Below are 18,146 nucleotides of genomic sequence, written 5' to 3'. Positions count from 1 at the left end.
TTGTAGAAACAAAGGCTTAATTTTGCGCCTGGGGCTTAATTTGCCCAATTAACCTATAAAATACCCTCTTACCCTTACTCAGATTCCAACGACGAGGCCGTAATATGGTGGGCGGTGACCCCAGCAGGATATAACCAGCTGCGTCTAAATGTCGTGGTAACGGTAGAGTTGGTAAAACCTGTGTCATGCACAATTTTCTTCAGTGAACGATGAGAATAACAGCGCAGATTAGACACCAACCCATCCCACAGCAACATAAGGGGAACAATAGGAATAAGATAAGTGAAAATGGCCGTCACCAGCAGTTGTCGTCGTTCGGTAATAAAAGGCAACAAGATCATCGCAAGTAACGGTCCGAACAACATAGAAATGTAGCTAACAACTGAGTTGTCACAGTATTCCAATACCAGAATGTCGTTGCCATGGGAAAGGTTAAGACGCAAAATCTCCGCCACCTGCTCATCATCAAAATGGTGAAAGGAATTAATAAAAATTTTCGGGATTTGAAAATCAGGATTGTCTTTTAATACATCGATGGGTTGATCTAAATAGTGGATGCGATCATCACCGAGGTTATTAATGTGTTCCCTAAACTCCGGGTTTTTATCTATCATAAAATCAGACAAATAAAACTTTACCCCGTCGTTATCCATTTCTTTAACCAGCAGTTCATTGACATAACCACTACCGGCACAGGGATCAAGCACGGTTCCCCCCGCTTTACTGATAAATGCTTTAAGTTCAGGTAGCCACAACTTGTGATAACCCATTAACTTATAGAGCGCCCCCATAAAGCGGCGAAGAAAAGCATGATAAAACTCCGGCACCCAGAATAAATCACCAAATTCGAATAGTTTTTTCTGCATAGCGTTTCCGTGTTATTCCTGTTTGTTAACTCGGCGCAGTGCCGGATAAAAAGTCGTCAGATATGAGTATCAGTATGGCTCAAATAACGCGTATCGTGACATTGTATTTATTTTTCTCTGAACTTTAATTGGCGCAGCTGCGTTTATGACTCTATGAAACTCACTGTTAAAGCTATATTTGCCAGCTATTTTGCTGTCCTGTTCACCTTTGCCGTGCTCGATGCACTCTGGCTAGGTATCATCGCTATGCCGTGGTATCAGACAGCCTTTACGCAGCTCTTTAGAGAACCATTTATTATCTGGCCTTGGGTCGTATTTTATCTGCTTTACTGCGCATCTGTGGTCTATTTGATAATACGCCCTTATATAAACCAGAACCTGATCCAAACCGCATGGGGCGGTTTTGTGCTAGGTGCAACCGCCTACGGTACCTATAATCTTACCGCCTATGCCATTATCGAGCATTGGCCACTTACCATGACATTCGTAGACTGGTTATGGGGCAGCCTTGCCACCATGATCATGGCGTTCACCGGCGGTTGGGCAGCCAGAAAAGCCAATGTAAAATCAAAGGGACAGGGGTGACAGTCCCGACGAGACACTCTATTATGATAAGCCCATCACAGATCATCTAGATCGCCGCGGGTTTGTGATAAACTGCGCCGGTTATTTTAATACAGGATTTTCTTTTCATGTCGTGGTTGCGAAAAACGCTGCTTTCGGTGTTTCACTATCCCGTGAAGCTTTTGGTTAAAGATCATAATATTCCGGCAAATGTTGAGTCTGAATTGGGTATCGACAGAAGCAAGCCCATTATCTACTTGCTGCCTACCAATTCGGTGACGGATCAACTTGCCTTACGTATGTGTACAGAACGATTGGGATTACCCAGTCCTACCGCAGGAATCGAAGTGGCAGGTAAGCACTATCCAGGTAGTGTCTTTCTGCGCAAAACTGAGCCCTTGTTCGCTAAAGGCGCCTCAAGCACCGATGTGGAGGCCGTTTTCTCCAGTCTGTTTCATTTACATCGCGACCATGACGATGTGGATGTGCAGGTAGTACCTGTGTTTGTCTCTTGGGGACGGGCGCCGGGTAAAGGCTCTCCTAATTTGGGCGATCTCATTGCCCATCATGCATCCCCCAGTTGGCTAAGAAAGTTCTTCATCGTGATGTTTTTGGGTCGGGATAATTTCATTAATTTTAGCAAAGCCGTTTCTGCCCGGGAAATGTCCACCCAACGGGGTACTGACGAATCCATTGCCCACAAGCTAATTCGCGTAGCGCGCACACATTTTCATCGTAAACGTCAGAGCATGACGGGGCCAAATTTGCTAGAACGCCAAGAATTGCATAATGCCATTCTCGGCTCTGAAAGTGTTAAACGGGCCATGCTTGAACAAAGCAATTCGAAAAAGAAGTCCAAAAAGAAGCAGGATCCCAGAGACACGGCCATCGAATATATCAATGAAATTGCCGCCGATTACCGCGAAGGATTAATTCGCTTTGGCGATCGCATACTCACCCGTATTTGGAACAAAATTTACAATGGGATCAGCGTAAAACACAGCGAGCGTATCCGTGAACTGGCCGCAAACGGTCACGAAATCATTTACGTTCCCTGTCATCGCAGCCATATGGACTATATGCTACTTACCTATGTCATTTATCACGAAGGCATGGTGACCCCTCATATCGCTGCGGGTATTAACCTGAATTTTTGGCCCGCCGGTCCCATTTTCCGGCGCAGCGGTGCCTTTTTCTTGCGTCGCAGCTTTGCGGGCAATCAGCTCTACACCGCGGTATTTCGTGAATATCTTGAACTGCTGTTTAACAAAGGCTATTCGGTAAAATATTACCCCGAAGGCGGTCGTAGTCGTACAGGACGTCTTATTCCACCGAAAACCGGTATGTTAGCCATGACCATGCAAGCGGTTGTCAAAGGCGTTCAGCGCCCAGTGAGTATTGTGCCTGTATACATCGGCTACGAGAACGTCATGGAGGTAAAAAGTTACCTTAGTGAACTGAAAGGCAGCGGCAAGAAAAAAGAATCCAGTTGGCAGGTGTTTTCTGCCATTAGAAAGCTAAGAAATTACGGCCATGGCTACGTTAATTTTGGCGAACCGATTCAGTTAAATCAGTTCTTGGAACAATCCGTACCTGACTGGCGGGAAACCTTACCCGATGACGGCGACAAAAAGCCCGCCTGGCTCACGCCCATGGTTAATGATCTGGCTCATGAAGTCATGTTGCGGATCAATAAAAACGCCGCCATTAACGGTATGGCGCTGGTCTCTTTATGCTTGTTATCGTCTAAAACCAAGACCATGACGGAAAAAGAGCTCATGCGGGCCATGTCCAATTACCTGACACTGCTTAAAAGTGCGCCTTACAGCGACGATGCCACCATCCCCGATATAAACGCTAAAACAATGTTGGCAGAAACCTTAGCGCTAAAACGCTTTGACATCAGTAAGGATGGATACGGCACCTTGGTTTCACCGTTAGAAGACGCGGCAATATATCTCACTTACTATCGCAACAATATTCTGCATTTATTTGCCTTACCTGGCGTGATCATGTCCACCGTATTTGCCAGACCCGGCATTCATCGCCACGAAGTATTACGGCTCATGGCAGCATTTTATCCCTTGTTGCAAAAAGAACTGTTTATATACATGACTCAGGATCAAGCGCTATCGTATACGGACAAATTGATCACCACCATGCTCGAGCAACGCCTATTAACCGGCGAGGATGACTGCCTCACGCCACCGTCCTCTTCAGATAGAAATTTCCATTCAGCGTGGCTGTTAAGCCGTTGTATGCAAGAGACCTTTCAGCGTTACGCCGTGGTGCTTACCCTGATTGAACGTGAACGGGTCATTAGCCGCAGTACGCTGGAACGCAATAGCCGACAGGTTGCCGAACGGTTATCTATCCTCTATGGCATAAACTCGCCGGAGTTTTACGATAAAAACGTGCTTTCCAGCTTTATTTCCGCATTAAGGGAAAACCACTGGCTAGACTCTGCCCCTGATGGCAGCTTGAAGTATTCCGAAGAAAGCGATGCCTTGCGACAAGATGTACTGTCTTTGGTGTGGCCGGAAATCACTCAACATTTAGAAAACGTAGATTGCCCAGAATAAAACCATAGTTTATGGAAGGCGTATAAAGAATAAAGGGGCTAGCTAGCCCCTTTATTTATGAAAGAAAGAATTTGTAAGCAGGATCCTGCGTCACTTCTTTATATTCATAATTAAGTTGTGTCAAATGGGCATCAAATTCGGCTCTGCTGTCTGGCGATATCTGAAATCCAGCCAAAACCAACCCTTCTGCCGCACCATGATTGCGATAATGGAACAAGGTCAGGTTCCAACGTTCGCCAAGGGTATCAAGGAATTTAAGTAATGCACCTGGATGCTCTGGAAACTCGAAGGTAAACACGGTTTCATTTAGCAAGGTAGGCGGACGCCCCCCAACCATATGACGCACATGCAGTTTTGCCAGTTCATTATCCGATAAATCAAAACACGAATAGTCTTTAGCCGATAACGAATCTTTTAGGGCGGCAAACTCCTGTTTACCGCCTTTGAGGTTCACGCCCACAAAAATGTGTGCATCGGTTTCATTGGCATAGCGGTAATTGAACTCGGTAATGGCTTTGCCACCTAAGGCTTCACAAAACTGCTTAAAGGCACCGCGCCGTTCGGGAATTTGTACCGCAAACACGGCTTCTTTCTGCTCGCCTAATTCGCAACGCTCTGACACATACCGCAGGGTATGAAAATTAATGTTAGCACCGCAGAGTATGCCGCCTAACTTTTTGCCTTTTATGCCGTGTTGCGCTGTGTATTTTTTGATGGCCGCCACAGACATGGCTCCCGCCGGTTCGGCAATCACACGGGTATCGTCAAAAATATCCTTGATCGCCGCACAGATTTCATCGTTAGAGACGGTTATCACGTCATCGAGCAAACGGGCGCATAAACGGTAAGTTTCGGTTCCCATGGTTTTTACCGCCACACCATCGGCAAAGATACCCACGGAAGGCAAGGTCACAATTTCACCGGCTTCCATAGCCGCTTTAAAACAGGCCGATTCTTCCGATTCCACGCCAATGATCTGAATATCCGGCTTAAGCTGCTTAAGGTATACCGCAATACCCGCTGCTAATCCGCCGCCGCCAATGGCAATAAAAACAATGTCCAAATTGGGATTTTGTTCCAACAACTCACGGGCGATGGTGCCTTGTCCGGCAATCACATCCGGATCATCGAAGGGCGGAATAAATGTATACCCCTGAGACGCGGATAATTCTTGGGCATGCTTACTGGCCATATCGAAATTCGTGCCATGAAGCACAATATTTACATGGCTGCCGCCAAACCGGCGCACGGCTTCGATTTTAATTTCAGGGGTGGTTTCTGGCATGACAATGGTCGCATGCACACCTTTCATCTTCGCCCCATACGCCAACCCTTGGGCATGATTTCCCGCAGATGCCGCTATCACACCAGCTTGTAGCTCTTCTTCCGTTAAGGTACTTAACCGGTTGTAAGCCCCTCTAAGCTTGAAGGACTTAACCGGTTGTTGATCTTCACGTTTTAAAAAAACATCATTGCCAATCAAGTGCGACAAACGCACCATAGCCGAAAGCTCACTGTTTACCGCAACTTCATAAACAGGAGCCAGTAATATTTTTTTTAAATATTCGTGGTCACTGACACTCATATATCTTCCAGTTTTGACGGATCCCGTACTGCACCCTTATCAGCACTGGTAGCCAGCATTGCAAAGGTTTTTAACGATAAAGAAACTTCACGCTGACGATCTTTTGGACGCCAGGGTTTCGCACTGTTTTCCATCGCTTCGCGACGTTGTGATAATTCTTCATCAGAAATCAGGATATTGATACTACGATTTGGAATATCAATTTCAATTTTGTCACCTTCTTCAACCAAGCCAATTCCGCCGCCGCTAGCAGCTTCAGGGGAACAGTGACCGATGGACAAACCACTGGTACCACCGGAAAAACGCCCGTCGGTGATCAAGGCACACTCTTTACCTAAACCTTTCGATTTTAAGTAAGAGGTGGGGTAGAGCATTTCTTGCATACCCGGGCCACCTTTGGGTCCTTCGTAACGAATAATGACCACATCACCAGCTTTAACTTCATCGCCCAAAATTCCCGCTACGGCATCATCCTGACTTTCGTAGATTTTCGCGGTACCGGTGAATTTTAAGATAGAGGCATCAACCCCGGCGGTTTTTACAATACAACCGTCGGTGGCTAGGTTACCGTACAACACAGCAAGACCGCCATCGTGACTATAGGCATGTTCCACGGTGCGAATGCAGCCTTCTTTGCGATCATCATCCGCTTCATCCCAGCGGCAATCTTGACTAAAGGCTTTGGTAGTACGAATGCCCGCAGGGCCAGCGCGGAAAAACTTCACCGCGTCTTCATTCTCTGGATTAGTGATATCCCAATCAGCAATCACTTCTGGAAGTGGTTTACCCAACACGTGATTCACATTCTGGTTAAGCAGACCGGCTTTATTCAGTTCGCCAAGGATCCCCAAAACACCACCGGCACGATGCACATCTTCCATATGGTATTTCGGCGTAGACGGTGCCACTTTACATAAGTGAGGTACTTTACGAGACAAGCGATCAATGTCCGCCATTGTGAAAGGTACATCGCCTTCCATCGCCGCCGCCAGCAAATGCAAAATCGTGTTGGTGGAACCACCCATGGCGATATCTAAACTCATGGCATTTTCAAACGCTTCGAAGGTGGCAATATTGCGGGGTAAAGCCGTTTCATCATCGTTTTTGTAATAACGGTTACATAACTCAACCGCTACCACACCGGCTTGTTTGAAGAGCTCTTCTCTATCCGCATGGGTAGCCAGCAACGAGCCATTTCCAGGCAAAGACAGCCCTAACGCTTCGGTTAAGCAGTTCATGGAGTTAGCGGTAAACATACCTGAGCAAGAGCCACAGGTCGGACACGCCGAACGTTCAATTTCGTTCGAGTCATCATTACTAATGCGATCATCTGCAGCGGCAACCATGGCATCAACCAAATCAAGTTTGATCAACTGATCAGAAAGCTTGGTTTTACCCGCTTCCATAGGCCCACCCGACACAAACACCACTGGGATATTCAAGCGCATAGCGGCCATCAACATTCCAGGGGTGATTTTATCGCAGTTTGAAATGCACACGATGGCATCGGCACAGTGGGCGTTAACCATGTATTCCACCGAATCGGCGATGATTTCACGGGACGGCAAGCTATAAAGCATACCGGCATGTCCCATGGCAATGCCGTCATCGACAGCAATGGTATTAAATTCTTTGGCAACACCACCGGCGGCTTCAACGCTTCTGGCGACCAGCTGGCCCATGTCTTTTAGGTGCACATGCCCCGGCACGAACTGCGTGAAAGAGTTGGCAATGGCAATAATGGGCTTGTTGAAATCGGTGTCTTTCATACCGGTTGCGCGCCAAAGCGCGCGAGCGCCGGCCATGTTTCTTCCCTGGGTGGTGGTTGCAGATCGTAACTTGGGCATAATGCTTTCCCGTTTAATTTATTTTAAATAGAAATTACTTATAAACTGGAGTTAACCAGTTCCATTTATCTTCGGTTTTGCCGTTAAACAGACCGAAGAACATTGTTTGTACTTTTTCGGTAATTGGGCCTCGGGCGCCATTACCAACAGCAATACCATCGACGCTACGCACTGGCGTTACTTCCGCCGCGGTACCGCACATAAAGACTTCATCGGCCAAATACATGGCTTCTCGTGGAATATTCTCTTCACGCACTTCATAACCCATTTCTTTCAAAAGGGTAATGACGGTGTCTCGGGTGATCCCCGGCAGTATCGCCGCCGTTTTCGGCGTGGTAGACACCACACCATTGCGGATAATAAAGATATTTTCTCCCGCGCCTTCAGAAATATAACCGTTGCGGTCAAGGGCGATACCTTCGCCATAACCATGGCGACGTGCTTCCATGGAAATTAATTGTGATGACAAATAGTTTCCGCCCGCTTTTGCGCCGGTGGGAATGGTATTAGCCGCTAAACGATTCCATGAGGAAATCCCGGCATCTACGCCGCTTTTTAGCGCTTCTTCGCCTAAATAGGCACCCCATTCGAAGGCAGCAATGGCCAGTTCGGTTTCTTGACCGAAGGGCACTGCTAATCCCATACCAATATCACCATAGTAGGCAATAGGGCGAATATACGCAGATTTAAGCTCGTTTTTACGGAGAATATCCATGGTCGCGGCATTAAGTTGCTCTAACGTATAAGGAATGGTCATACGGTAAATTTTTGCTGAATCGATTAAACGACGATTGTGTTCGTCCAAACGAAATACACAGGTACCTTGGTCGGGCGTATTGTACGCTCTGATACCTTCAAATACAGATGATCCATAATGGATTGCGTGGGTCATAACGTGCACCGTCGCCTCTTTCCAAGGCATGATGTCGCCGTTAAACCAAATATACTCTGCTGGTTGCTTAGCCATGTTTGTTCCTTCCTGTACCAGGCATGTTTGCCCGTCACCGCTTAAACGGTATTTAAATTAATTACAAGACAACGTTCTGAAACGAATGATACATGACTGCAGTAAAGTGCCCAATAAGGATTCTGCTGCTTGTATATAACTGGACAGGAATATTTACACAACAATTGGGTGTAGACACGCCTGTACCTATCTCGTTTCGCTTTCAATCGACACAGATACGGGGCTAGTCTTTAAAAGACTATTGATGACTGGATTTTAAAAATTCGGAATTAAATTTTTAGAATTTGCTCTTCAAACCTACAGCTGGCCGACTGTAAATCTGATATTGGGTGAAGAAATAGCATGAAACTACTGTCAGAATCAAGTAATTTGCGTTTTGGGATGCATATTTCCCCACATAGTTACATCATACAAAACAATTCTAAAGAGCAAACACATGATCGACTGGTTTCACTGGATAAATTTAGCCGGCGTGGCGGTATGTGCCATTTCAGGCACCCTGATGGCATATCAGAAAAAAATGGATGGTTTTGGCGTCGTAGTTTTAGCCTCCGTAACGGCCATTGGCGGTGGAACACTGCGAGACATTGTGCTGGATATTCCGGTTTTTTGGGTGCATGACACCGACTACATCTATTCAACCTTACTGGCGGCGGCCCTCACCATCGCTTGGTTGCGCATCAGTCCACGCTTTCCTTTTCACTACTTACTCGTTGCTGATGCGTTTGGTTTGGGGTTGTTTAATGTGGTTGGCATGGAGAAGGCCCTTATTAATGATGCCCCCATGTCCGTTGCCATTGCCATGGGCACCATCACTGGCGTATTTGGTGGCTTGCTGCGAGATGTTATTTGTCGTGAAATCCCCCTGGTATTAAATGGTGAACTGTATGCCATTACCTGCATTTGTGGTGGTCTAAGCTATGCCCTTTTATATCATCTGGGCATTGCCAATCAGTATTGTGTTGCCGTGTCATTGGCGGTGACGGTGCTGATGCGTTTAGGAGCCCTGCGTTGGCACTGGCAACTGCCGGTTTTTAATGCCGAATAACCCAACTTGAGGCCAGTTTTTTCTTACCTTTGCAGCTCATACACTTCTGTAAGCAACAAAGGAGATCAGTATGGGCATGGCGGTGGTAAACACCCGGGCAGGAACCGGCATTGATGCGCCACTGGTGCGGGTTGAAGTGCATCTCGCAAATGGCTTACCCGCGTTTCAGTTAGTTGGCATGGCAGAAACCTCGGTAAAAGAAGCCCGAGACAGAGTACGCAGTGCACTCATCAATAGCGGTTTTGAATTTCCCGCCCGACGTATTACCGTCAATTTATCACCCGCTAGCATTCCCAAGCAGGGCGGCCGCTACGATCTCGCCATCGCCATTGGTATTCTCATTGCCCACGGCACCTTAGACAGCAATGCAGCGGACGATATCGAGTTTATCGGCGAGCTGGCTCTAACCGGTGAGCTTAGAAAAATTAGCGGCATCATTCCTGTGGTGATTGCCTGTAAAAACAGCCGTCACGCGCTCATTCATCCGTGGGAAAATCGTAGCGATGCGGCCATTGTAGAAGATGCTCACCGTTATGCCGCTGAATCACTACTGGCGGTGTATTTACACCTTTCGGGCACCGATCCTTTAGTGAAAGATACCAATACGCCATTGCAAGATACCCATCACCAGACATTACCTGTGTGGGAAGGCATTCAAGGGCAACATCAGGCAAAACGGGCATTACTCATTGCGGCCGCTGGCGCCCATAACGTGCTTTTTACCGGTCCTCCTGGCACAGGAAAAAGCTTACTCGCCAGTCGCTTACTAAGAATGCTGCCTCCCCTGTCTACCGATGAAGCGTTAGAAGTGGCGTCATTGCATTCCATAAAACAAACATCAACATCGGTCACATCCACCCCGGCGCGACCTTTTCGTTCACCCCATCATACCTGCTCAGCCATTGCCCTTACAGGCGGCGGGGCGTCTCCCTTACCTGGCGAAGTCTCGCTAGCGCATCACGGGGTATTATTTTTAGATGAATTACCTGAGTTTGGTCGTCGGGCGTTAGATGTTCTAAGAGAGCCCTTGGAAACCGGCGAAGTGCACATTGCCAGAGCGTCGGGTAGCGCCTGTTATCCGGCGCGATTCCAACTGATTGCTGCAATGAACCCCAGTCCTACCGGTGATGTGGATGACGGGCGCACGCCGCCAGATCAAATACTGAGGTATTTAAGCCGGGTGTCAGGGCCGCTACTTGATCGCATTGATATTCAAGTGGATGTGCCCCGTTTACCCGATTATCAACTCGCCATGACCTTTGATGACGATGAAGCAGAAGATATCCGCCATCCGAAAGAAAAAGTCCGCCAGGCGCGGCAACGTCAACTAGACAGGCAAGGGGTACTTAATGCCCATTTGCCCGTAAGCCAACTCGCAGGCGTGTGTTCCCTTAGTGCCGCCGATTTATCTTTTATACAAAAGGCCGCAGAAAAACTGAATTTGTCCATGCGCGCTTTTCATCGCGCGTTGAAGGTCTCCCGCACCATTGCCGATCTTAACGGTGCCGCCGAGGTCAATCGACTACACATTAGTGAAGCCTTGGGCTACAGGGCATTAGATAACTTGATCCGTCAACTAAGTACAAGTTGAAACAGGGCATTAATTAACGGCTCGTGGCGACGGGACGACAAACAACTTAAACCGAGATCATAAGCTTCAATATCATGCACTTGGATACGGTTAACATTGCTGGTCATTGAGGAGTATTCCAGCACCACTTTTGGCACAAAGCCAATGCCGCATTCCAACGCCACCATGCTGACAATGGCTTCGTTACCACCAACGGATGCATACACATTGGGTCGAATGCCATGTTCCGCAAACCAATGATACGCAATCCGACGGGTCGGACCATGCTCGGGCATAATCACCTGATGCCGACGCCAGTCGATCTGGGCAAGTTCGGTTAAACGCCAGTCTTTGGGCACAATAAGTTCAAGGGGGATCTTGTCTAAGGGGGAAAAGGTCATATCCGTGGGAAAATCGGGCGCATCAATGCCAATGGCCACATCACACTCTTTATGTTTGACTTTTTCATTGGACAATGCGGGATCGCCGGTCACTAAGCGTATATCCACGCTGGGATAGCGCTCTCGAAATTGCCTTAACAGGGCCGGCAAGTGACTTTGACTTGCGGTAACAGAGCAAAACAAACTTAATTCCCCTTGCAGGGCGTCATTGTCATCCCGCAGCTCCTGCCTAAGAGACTGCCACTCTTTAAGTACTTCCGTACTAAATGCCAGAAGCTTATGTCCGGCGTGGGTAAGCACAACAGAGCGGTTATTCCGTTTTAACAGCACAGTGCCACACTCTTCTTCCAAGCGTTGAATGGCTCGGCTTAAGGTAGAGGGCGACACATACATGGCATTTGCCGTTTCGCCGAAATGTAAACTATTTGCTAAATGATTAAAAAGCTGAAGTGAACGAAAATCCATAATATTGCAAAATATGAAATACTGTTTTGCAAATATATCATTTTCCAAAACAAAAGGGATCCCGTATTCTTCTGTGCAAGTCGTCATCGACGAGGTCATCGACTGGCTTTGCGCCCGTTGATAATGACTAGATTAATGATGTTCGGAATTATATATGGCTAATTATTTTAATACTCTGTCTCTTCGTCAGCAATTAGACCAACTGGGTCGCTGTCGTTTTATGGAGCGCAGCGAATTTACAGACGGTTGTGAATTCTTAAAAGGCAAGAAAATTGTCATCGTCGGCTGTGGAGCTCAAGGCCTTAACCAAGGTCTGAATATGAGAGATTCAGGGTTGAATGTTGCTTACGCATTGCGTCAAGCAGCTATCGATGAAAAACGCGATTCTTATCAGCGTGCAAGTGGTAACGGGTTTACAGTCGGTACGTATCAGGAACTTATCCCCGATGCAGACCTCGTGTATAACCTGACGCCGGATAAACAGCACGCCAGTGTGGTAGAAGCGGTAATGCCGCTTATGAAAGAAGGTTCTGCTTTAGGCTATTCTCACGGTTTTAATATCGTGGAAGAAGGTCAGCAGATCCGCAAAGACATCACAGTGATTATGTGTGCACCTAAGTGCCCAGGTACCGAAGTACGCGAAGAATATAAGCGTGGTTTTGGTGTTCCCACACTGATTGCAGTGCACCCAGAAAACGATCCGAAAGGTGAAGGCTGGGATATCGCCAAAGCACTGGCAAGTGCTACCGGCGGTGACCGTGCAGGTGTGCTTGAGTCTTCTTTCGTTGCTGAAGTTAAGTCTGACTTGATGGGCGAGCAAACCATTTTATGTGGTATGCAACAAGCCGCCGCTATCTTGGCTTACGAAAAAATGACCGCTGATGGTATCGATGCCGGTTATGCAGCTGCGCTGATTCAATATGGACTGGAAACCATCACCGAAGCACTTAAGATCGGTGGTGTAACGAACATGATGGACAGACTGTCTAATCCAGCAAAAATCAAAGCATTTGATTTAGCTGAAGAATTGACAGACCTGCTTCGCCCTCTGTTTGAAAAGCATCAGGATGACATCATTAGCGGAGAGTTTTCTCGCACCATGATGGAAGACTGGGCAAATGGTGATGCTAACCTACTGAAATGGCGTGAAGAAACAGGTCAATCCGGTTTCGAAAATGCCCCTCAGTATGATGGCAAAATCACTGAGCAAGAATTTTTTGATAATGGCATCTTGTTAGTTGCCATGATCAAGTGCGGTGTAGAAGTGGCCTTCGACGTTATGGTTGAAGCAGGAATTTTACCTGAGTCTGCTTACTATGAATCACTGCATGAAACACCTTTGATTTCTAATACGATTGCGCGTAAACGCTTGTATGAAATGAACGTGGTTATCTCCGATACAGCGGAATACGGTAACTATTTGTTCGCCAATGCAGCAGTACCGCTATTGCGTGAGAAATTCATGCCTAAAATCGATACCAGTGTTATTGGTAAAGGCCTGGGAGAAACCTCCAATCAGGTTGAAAACCGCCGCTTAGTAGAAGTTAATGAAGCTATCCGTAATCACGGTGTTGAAAGCATCGGTAAGGAATTACGTGGCTACATGACGGACATGAAAGCCATCATTGGTGTGTAACAATTTCTGTCGTTAGGTGCTTAACTAAGCCCTCTTGCCCGACCATTTTGGTCGGGCTTTTTTATGCCTCTTCCCCGCACAAAACCCCTCTTTAGATACCCATTTCAGGCAAGGCCCATGGGTCAACGCCGATACCCCTTTGCGCCTGGCTTAATGAACAGGTTTAAACTAAGAAGATCGCCATTTAGCATAAGCGGCCATAGGCAAACCCATTGCACCTGAAGAGCCCACTACGGCTCATCTGACCCCTTTTATCCTTCAAAATGCTTAGAGCGCTCAGCAAGCTTCACGCAGCAATAGGCCAGGGAAAACAAGGTTAAAAAGCCAATTCCAATGGGAAACAGGGTGCCGCTAAGAAAACTATCGATAAACAGCGCGATAGGCACGGAAAATATACTCGACATAGAACCAATAATGGCAGCGCCAATACCGGCCATATGACCTAAGGGTTGCATCGCCATGGCGTTTAGGTTACCAAACAGGATCCCCATAAAGAAAAAGCCTACAAACATTACCAACACCACCATCCATAATGGCGGTAAGCCCTGATACGCGACAATTAAAGACAAATATACGACGCCAAAACCTATCGCACCTATTAAGGCCACATTGACCAGTTTGCTCATGCCAAAACGCATTACCATTTTACCGTTTAAAAACGATGCCAAACCAATGGAGAAAGCCAGAAACGCGAAGATAAATGGGAACATTGTTCCGGTGTCATAATATTCTTGGAAAATGGTTTGCGATGCGCTTAAGTAACTTAAAAAACCACCAAAAATAAACCCCATGGCACAGGTATAACCCATAATATTGCCGTGGGTCAGAATGTACTTTGACGACTTAAAGAAGCGAGACCACGCAAAAGATTCCCGCTTTGTTGCCGGTAAAGTTTCAGGCTGTCTGGCAACAAACCACACACCGGTGATCACCGCAATGGTCGAAAATAATGTAAAAATATGCTGCCAACTAAAGAAAGTAAGCACGGCTTGCCCAACCATGGGCGCCACCATAGGCACAAGAATAAAGACCATCATAATAAAAGACATAACGCGGGCCATGGCATCCCCGACATAGAGATCACGAATAATTGCCATAGAAGCGATACGTGGGCCAGACACACCAAAAGCTTGCACCAATCGACCAATTAACATGGTGTTCATATCTTTGGCAGTCATACATATTACGGTGCCGATAATAAAAATAACCAAGCCCAGTAAAATGGCCTCTCTGCGTCCCCGTGCATCTGAATACGGGCCAAAAAATAGCTGTCCGAAAGCCATGCCAAAAAAGAATATAGACACAATTAGATGCACTTGATGAGGATGGTCTGCATTTAAAGCTTCACCAATTTGCATTAATGCCGGTAACATAGCATCAATACTTAACGCCACAAGGGATGTCATAAGTGCCATAAGCGCAACAAATTCCACCAACCCTAATGTTGGCTTACTGCTAGTATCTGATAGAGGCTGACCCATGAGAACTTCATTTTCCAGTTAAAAAACGATAGTCCCGTAGTATACCCCATTCATGGGAAGGGAATGCTAAGACTTTGTCACTTTCAAGGTTTAACGTACCAAAATGTGATAGCGGTAAAATTGATCGTTTTACCTGACAAATACGAATACCATTACCACGGCATTATCTTTTAAGATAATCAAAAGCCATTATTTTTGTTGTGTTAATGCTTGTATCACACCACGAGGTACCCATGCCCTTTGTTATTTGGAACGACCGTATTTAATGAAATCTCCCTTGGCCATTTTTCCTTACTGCTGGTTAGCCCTTTGCGCCACATTATTTCATGGTGCTGCTTGGTCGATTGAAGCCGATATTAAAGGCGTGGAACAATCAGAAATAGAAGAAAATATTCGTTTGCATTTAAACAACTTAGAGGTAGAAAACAGCGCTTTAAATGATCCCTACTGGCAAGAGGAAATTAACCGCACTGTGGCCACTGCCGTAGAGCCTTTTGGGTATTATAATAGCCAGGCCAGTGTAGATGTTGATGACAATACCCTTGTGGTAACGGTCAACTTAAACACGCCATTGATTGTTGCCAATGTCACCCGGGAAATCATTGGCCCAGGACGCACCGATGAAGGCTTCCACCAACAGTTTAATGCATTCCCACTGAAAAAAGGGGATGTGCTGCATCAACCCTTATATAGTCGCTTTAAAACCGCCATGTTTAACTATGCCCTTTCCCATGGTTATTTCGATTTTAGTTGGCAAGCCACCCGCTTAGATCTGGTACGAGAAGAGCGGGAGGCCAACATTCTACTGATTGCCCAAAGTGGCCCACAATATAAATTTGGCGAACTAAAACTGATTGGTGAAAACAAATCCAAAGCCATACTTAATCGCCTGAAACCTTTTACCACAGGGCAACCTTATTCATCAGCGGTGTTAACGGAATATAACCGGCGCTTAAACCAATCTGGGTATTTTTCTCGTGTTATTGCCCGTCCAGTGGTCAGTGAAGCCGAAGATCTTGAAGTTCCTATTGAGATCACCTTGGTTCATAAGCCCAAAGATAGCTTTAATGTCGGGGTAGGCGCGGCCACAGATACAGGCCCACGCATACGCTTGCAATGGGAACGCCCGTGGGTGAATTCCCGAGGTCATTCTGTGAGTTCAGCCATATTTATCTCATCACCAGAACAATCCGTTACGATGGATTACCGTATTCCAATGAAGGATATCACCCGGGATTATCTCAGTATTGAGGCAGGCTATCAGTTTATCGAATATAGCAATTCCGATACCGATGCAGAAACCTTATCCTTAGCCTCCCACCGTTACTGGCAGGAAAGCGACTCGCCCTGGCAGCAAGACGGTTCATTAACTTATTTAAAAGAAACCTATATTCAGGGTTCCGATGATGAACAAACAACCCAGTTAATTATGCCCGGCTATGCCATTCGCTATCTCAATCGAGATGACACCTTAAATATTACCAAGGGCACGTATTTTCATGCGTTCACCCAAGTTGGCAGAGACAACGTTGGTTCTGACATCAATATTGTAAAAGCCGTAATTGAAGGGGGCGTAATACGGACCTATAAAAAACACTGGCTAATGATGCGGGCCGAAACCGGTGCCATCAAAACCAACGACTTTTCCAGTGTGCCAGCATCGCTGCGCTTCTTTGCCGGTGGCGACCAAAGTATTCGAGGCTTTGCTTATCGGGATATTTCCCCTAAAGATACCGTGACCAACCTGGAAACCGGAGAAGAAGAAAGCGATGTTTCCGTTGGCGGTAAATACCTTGCCACCGCCGGCGTCGAATATGCCTACCGTGTTGCAGAGAACTGGCGGGCAGCGGTTTTTATCGATGCGGGTACGGCAACCAACGATTTTGATCAGGATATCGCCTATGGTTTTGGTACCGGCTTTCATTGGCTCTCGCCCATAGGCCCAGTGCGGGTGTACGGTGCACGAGGAATTTCTGATTATGAAAACAGCTGGCGGCTTCACTTCATGATAGGGCCTGCATTATGAGGTTACGCCGTACCATTGCTTGGTTACTTCTGCCTATACTGGTTTTGCTCATCCTGCTGGCTTTACTTATCAGCCCCTTAGGCACACCAGTACTGCGCTACGTCGCCGAAGCCGTAGTGGATGACTTAACCATTACCCGTATGGACGGTACCCTGTTAAGCGATTTCTCCGTCAGCGGCTTATCTTGGCAAAACGATCAATGGAAGGTTAACGCCGACTACGTTGAGATCAACGTAGTGCTGAGTTGCTTCTTTTCCAAAAAACTCTGTATTGATCATCTCACCCTTAACAATATCGCCATTACACAAACTGCGGTCAGTGACGACAATGACGCGGATGACACCCCCACTGCAGATTTTACTTTACCCATTCCAATTTCGTTAAATGCCCTTACCCTAACGGGCTTTTCCCTAGCCTTACCAGACCAGTCCATTTCCTTGGCCTCATTGTCGACCAAAGGCAGTGCCGATGAAAAAATCCACTTAGATTCGTTGACGGTAGAGGGCGTAGCCGTTCAGCTTGCCGCGAGTAAGACACAAGACGCGGATCCTGCCGCCACCCGCAGCTATGCCATGGATTATAGCGCCCCTGAATTGCCGGTGATCACGCTACCGATGTCGGTCAATATCAACGATTTTAGCTTGGCCCCTATGACCATCACCCAGGGTGACAACGCCCCCATTGAGGTGGCCCGTGTTACCTGGGATAACCTGTCTTTTATTGAAAGCCAACTTAACTGGCGCAAGCTCCATGTGGAACATTCGCAAGCGACGGTAGACTCCACCGGCGGCATTGTGTTTTCTGAACGTTACCCTTTAGATGTGTCGGCACAGGTATCGGTAACCCAGGACGATGTGCACGAAGACATCGACCTTGATGCCCAAGGCGCTTTGGATGATATGTCCTTCACCCTTAAGACCCAAGGTACCTATACCCTTGTTGCCCAGGGAAAAGGCAACGTCCTTACCGATAGTCTGCCATTAGATTTTACCCTGTCCTGGCCTGATCAAAGCATTCCGCAAATTGAGGGCGGACAACTGTGGCAAGGCACCCTCAGCTTCCAAGGGGAAATGGGGGAATATCACCTTACCGGTGAAGCCGGAGCAGA

At 47.0% G+C, this 18,146-nt stretch carries 13 protein-coding genes; 7 read left to right on the top strand and 6 right to left on the bottom strand.

Features of this window, described 5'->3' with window-relative positions; genetic code table 11:
- Positions 1–74: 74 nt before the first annotated feature.
- Positions 75–866: a hypothetical protein gene (locus V5298_RS03165; protein WP_332930019.1), complete on the bottom strand. Its 792-nt coding sequence runs from the start codon at positions 864–866 to the stop codon at positions 75–77.
- A 153-nt stretch (positions 867–1,019) separates the two neighbouring features.
- Here V5298_RS03165 and V5298_RS03160 point away from each other — a divergent pair, with 153 nt between their 5' ends.
- Both V5298_RS03160 and plsB read left to right on the top strand, forming a co-directional pair.
- Positions 1,020–1,451, top strand: a complete 432-nt coding sequence (locus tag V5298_RS03160; protein WP_332930018.1) for a DUF2177 family protein — start codon at positions 1,020–1,022, stop codon at positions 1,449–1,451.
- A 107-nt stretch (positions 1,452–1,558) separates the two neighbouring features.
- A complete protein-coding gene (gene plsB, locus V5298_RS03155; protein ID WP_332930017.1) occupies positions 1,559–4,012 on the top strand; it encodes a glycerol-3-phosphate 1-O-acyltransferase PlsB in 2,454 nt (817 codons plus the stop codon).
- Between the two features lie 55 nt (positions 4,013–4,067).
- Here plsB and ilvA read toward each other — a convergent pair whose 3' ends face one another.
- Genes ilvA through V5298_RS03140 form a run of 3 tightly spaced genes read right to left on the bottom strand, consistent with a single transcriptional unit; the run spans position 4,068 to position 8,411 of the window.
- The gene (gene ilvA / locus V5298_RS03150; protein ID WP_332930016.1) at positions 4,068–5,597 is read right to left on the bottom strand and encodes a threonine ammonia-lyase, biosynthetic; all 1,530 of its coding nucleotides are present in this window, start codon (positions 5,595–5,597) and stop codon (positions 4,068–4,070) included.
- Positions 5,594–7,444, bottom strand: coding sequence for a dihydroxy-acid dehydratase (ilvD, locus tag V5298_RS03145; RefSeq protein WP_332930015.1), 1,851 nt, complete (start codon positions 7,442–7,444; stop codon positions 5,594–5,596). The genes ilvA and ilvD overlap by 4 nt, the downstream gene beginning before the upstream one ends.
- 34 nt (positions 7,445–7,478) lie before the next feature.
- Positions 7,479–8,411, bottom strand: a complete 933-nt coding sequence (locus V5298_RS03140) for a branched-chain amino acid transaminase (RefSeq protein ID WP_332930014.1) — start codon at positions 8,409–8,411, stop codon at positions 7,479–7,481.
- A gap of 436 nt (positions 8,412–8,847) precedes the next feature.
- Between V5298_RS03140 and V5298_RS03135 the strand changes: the two genes are divergently transcribed.
- Complete coding sequence (locus tag V5298_RS03135; protein WP_332930013.1) at positions 8,848–9,459, top strand: trimeric intracellular cation channel family protein; 612 nt, start codon at positions 8,848–8,850, stop codon at positions 9,457–9,459.
- A gap of 70 nt (positions 9,460–9,529) precedes the next feature.
- On the top strand, positions 9,530–11,050 hold the full coding sequence (locus V5298_RS03130; RefSeq protein WP_332930012.1) for a YifB family Mg chelatase-like AAA ATPase: 1,521 nt from the start codon (positions 9,530–9,532) through the stop codon (positions 11,048–11,050).
- On the opposite strand, the gene ilvY is transcribed toward V5298_RS03130, so the two are convergent.
- On the bottom strand, positions 11,032–11,895 hold the full coding sequence (gene ilvY, locus V5298_RS03125) for an HTH-type transcriptional activator IlvY (RefSeq protein ID WP_332930127.1): 864 nt from the start codon (positions 11,893–11,895) through the stop codon (positions 11,032–11,034). The genes V5298_RS03130 and ilvY overlap by 19 nt on opposite strands.
- Before the next feature lie 154 nt (positions 11,896–12,049).
- On the opposite strand from ilvY, the gene ilvC reads away from it, so the two are divergent.
- Positions 12,050–13,531: a ketol-acid reductoisomerase gene (gene ilvC / locus V5298_RS03120; RefSeq protein WP_332930011.1), complete on the top strand. Its 1,482-nt coding sequence runs from the start codon at positions 12,050–12,052 to the stop codon at positions 13,529–13,531.
- A gap of 251 nt (positions 13,532–13,782) precedes the next feature.
- Here ilvC and V5298_RS03115 read toward each other — a convergent pair whose 3' ends face one another.
- Complete coding sequence (locus V5298_RS03115; protein WP_332930010.1) at positions 13,783–15,012, bottom strand: multidrug effflux MFS transporter; 1,230 nt, start codon at positions 15,010–15,012, stop codon at positions 13,783–13,785.
- Positions 15,013–15,277: 265 nt separating this feature from the next.
- Between V5298_RS03115 and V5298_RS03110 the strand changes: the two genes are divergently transcribed.
- Together V5298_RS03110 and V5298_RS03105 are read left to right on the top strand one after the other, a co-directional pair.
- The gene (locus V5298_RS03110) at positions 15,278–17,038 is read left to right on the top strand and encodes an autotransporter assembly complex family protein (RefSeq protein ID WP_332930009.1); all 1,761 of its coding nucleotides are present in this window, start codon (positions 15,278–15,280) and stop codon (positions 17,036–17,038) included.
- A partial coding sequence (locus V5298_RS03105; protein ID WP_332930008.1) for a hypothetical protein occupies positions 17,035–18,146 on the top strand: 1,112 nt, incomplete at its 3' end. The genes V5298_RS03110 and V5298_RS03105, both read left to right, overlap by 4 nt.

It is taken from the genome of Alteromonas sp. 14N.309.X.WAT.G.H12 (assembly GCF_036697315.1).
Taxonomy (GTDB): domain Bacteria; phylum Pseudomonadota; class Gammaproteobacteria; order Enterobacterales; family Alteromonadaceae; genus Alteromonas.
Note: the sequence above shows the minus strand (reverse complement) of the source record. Positions and strands in the feature narration are given on the sequence as shown.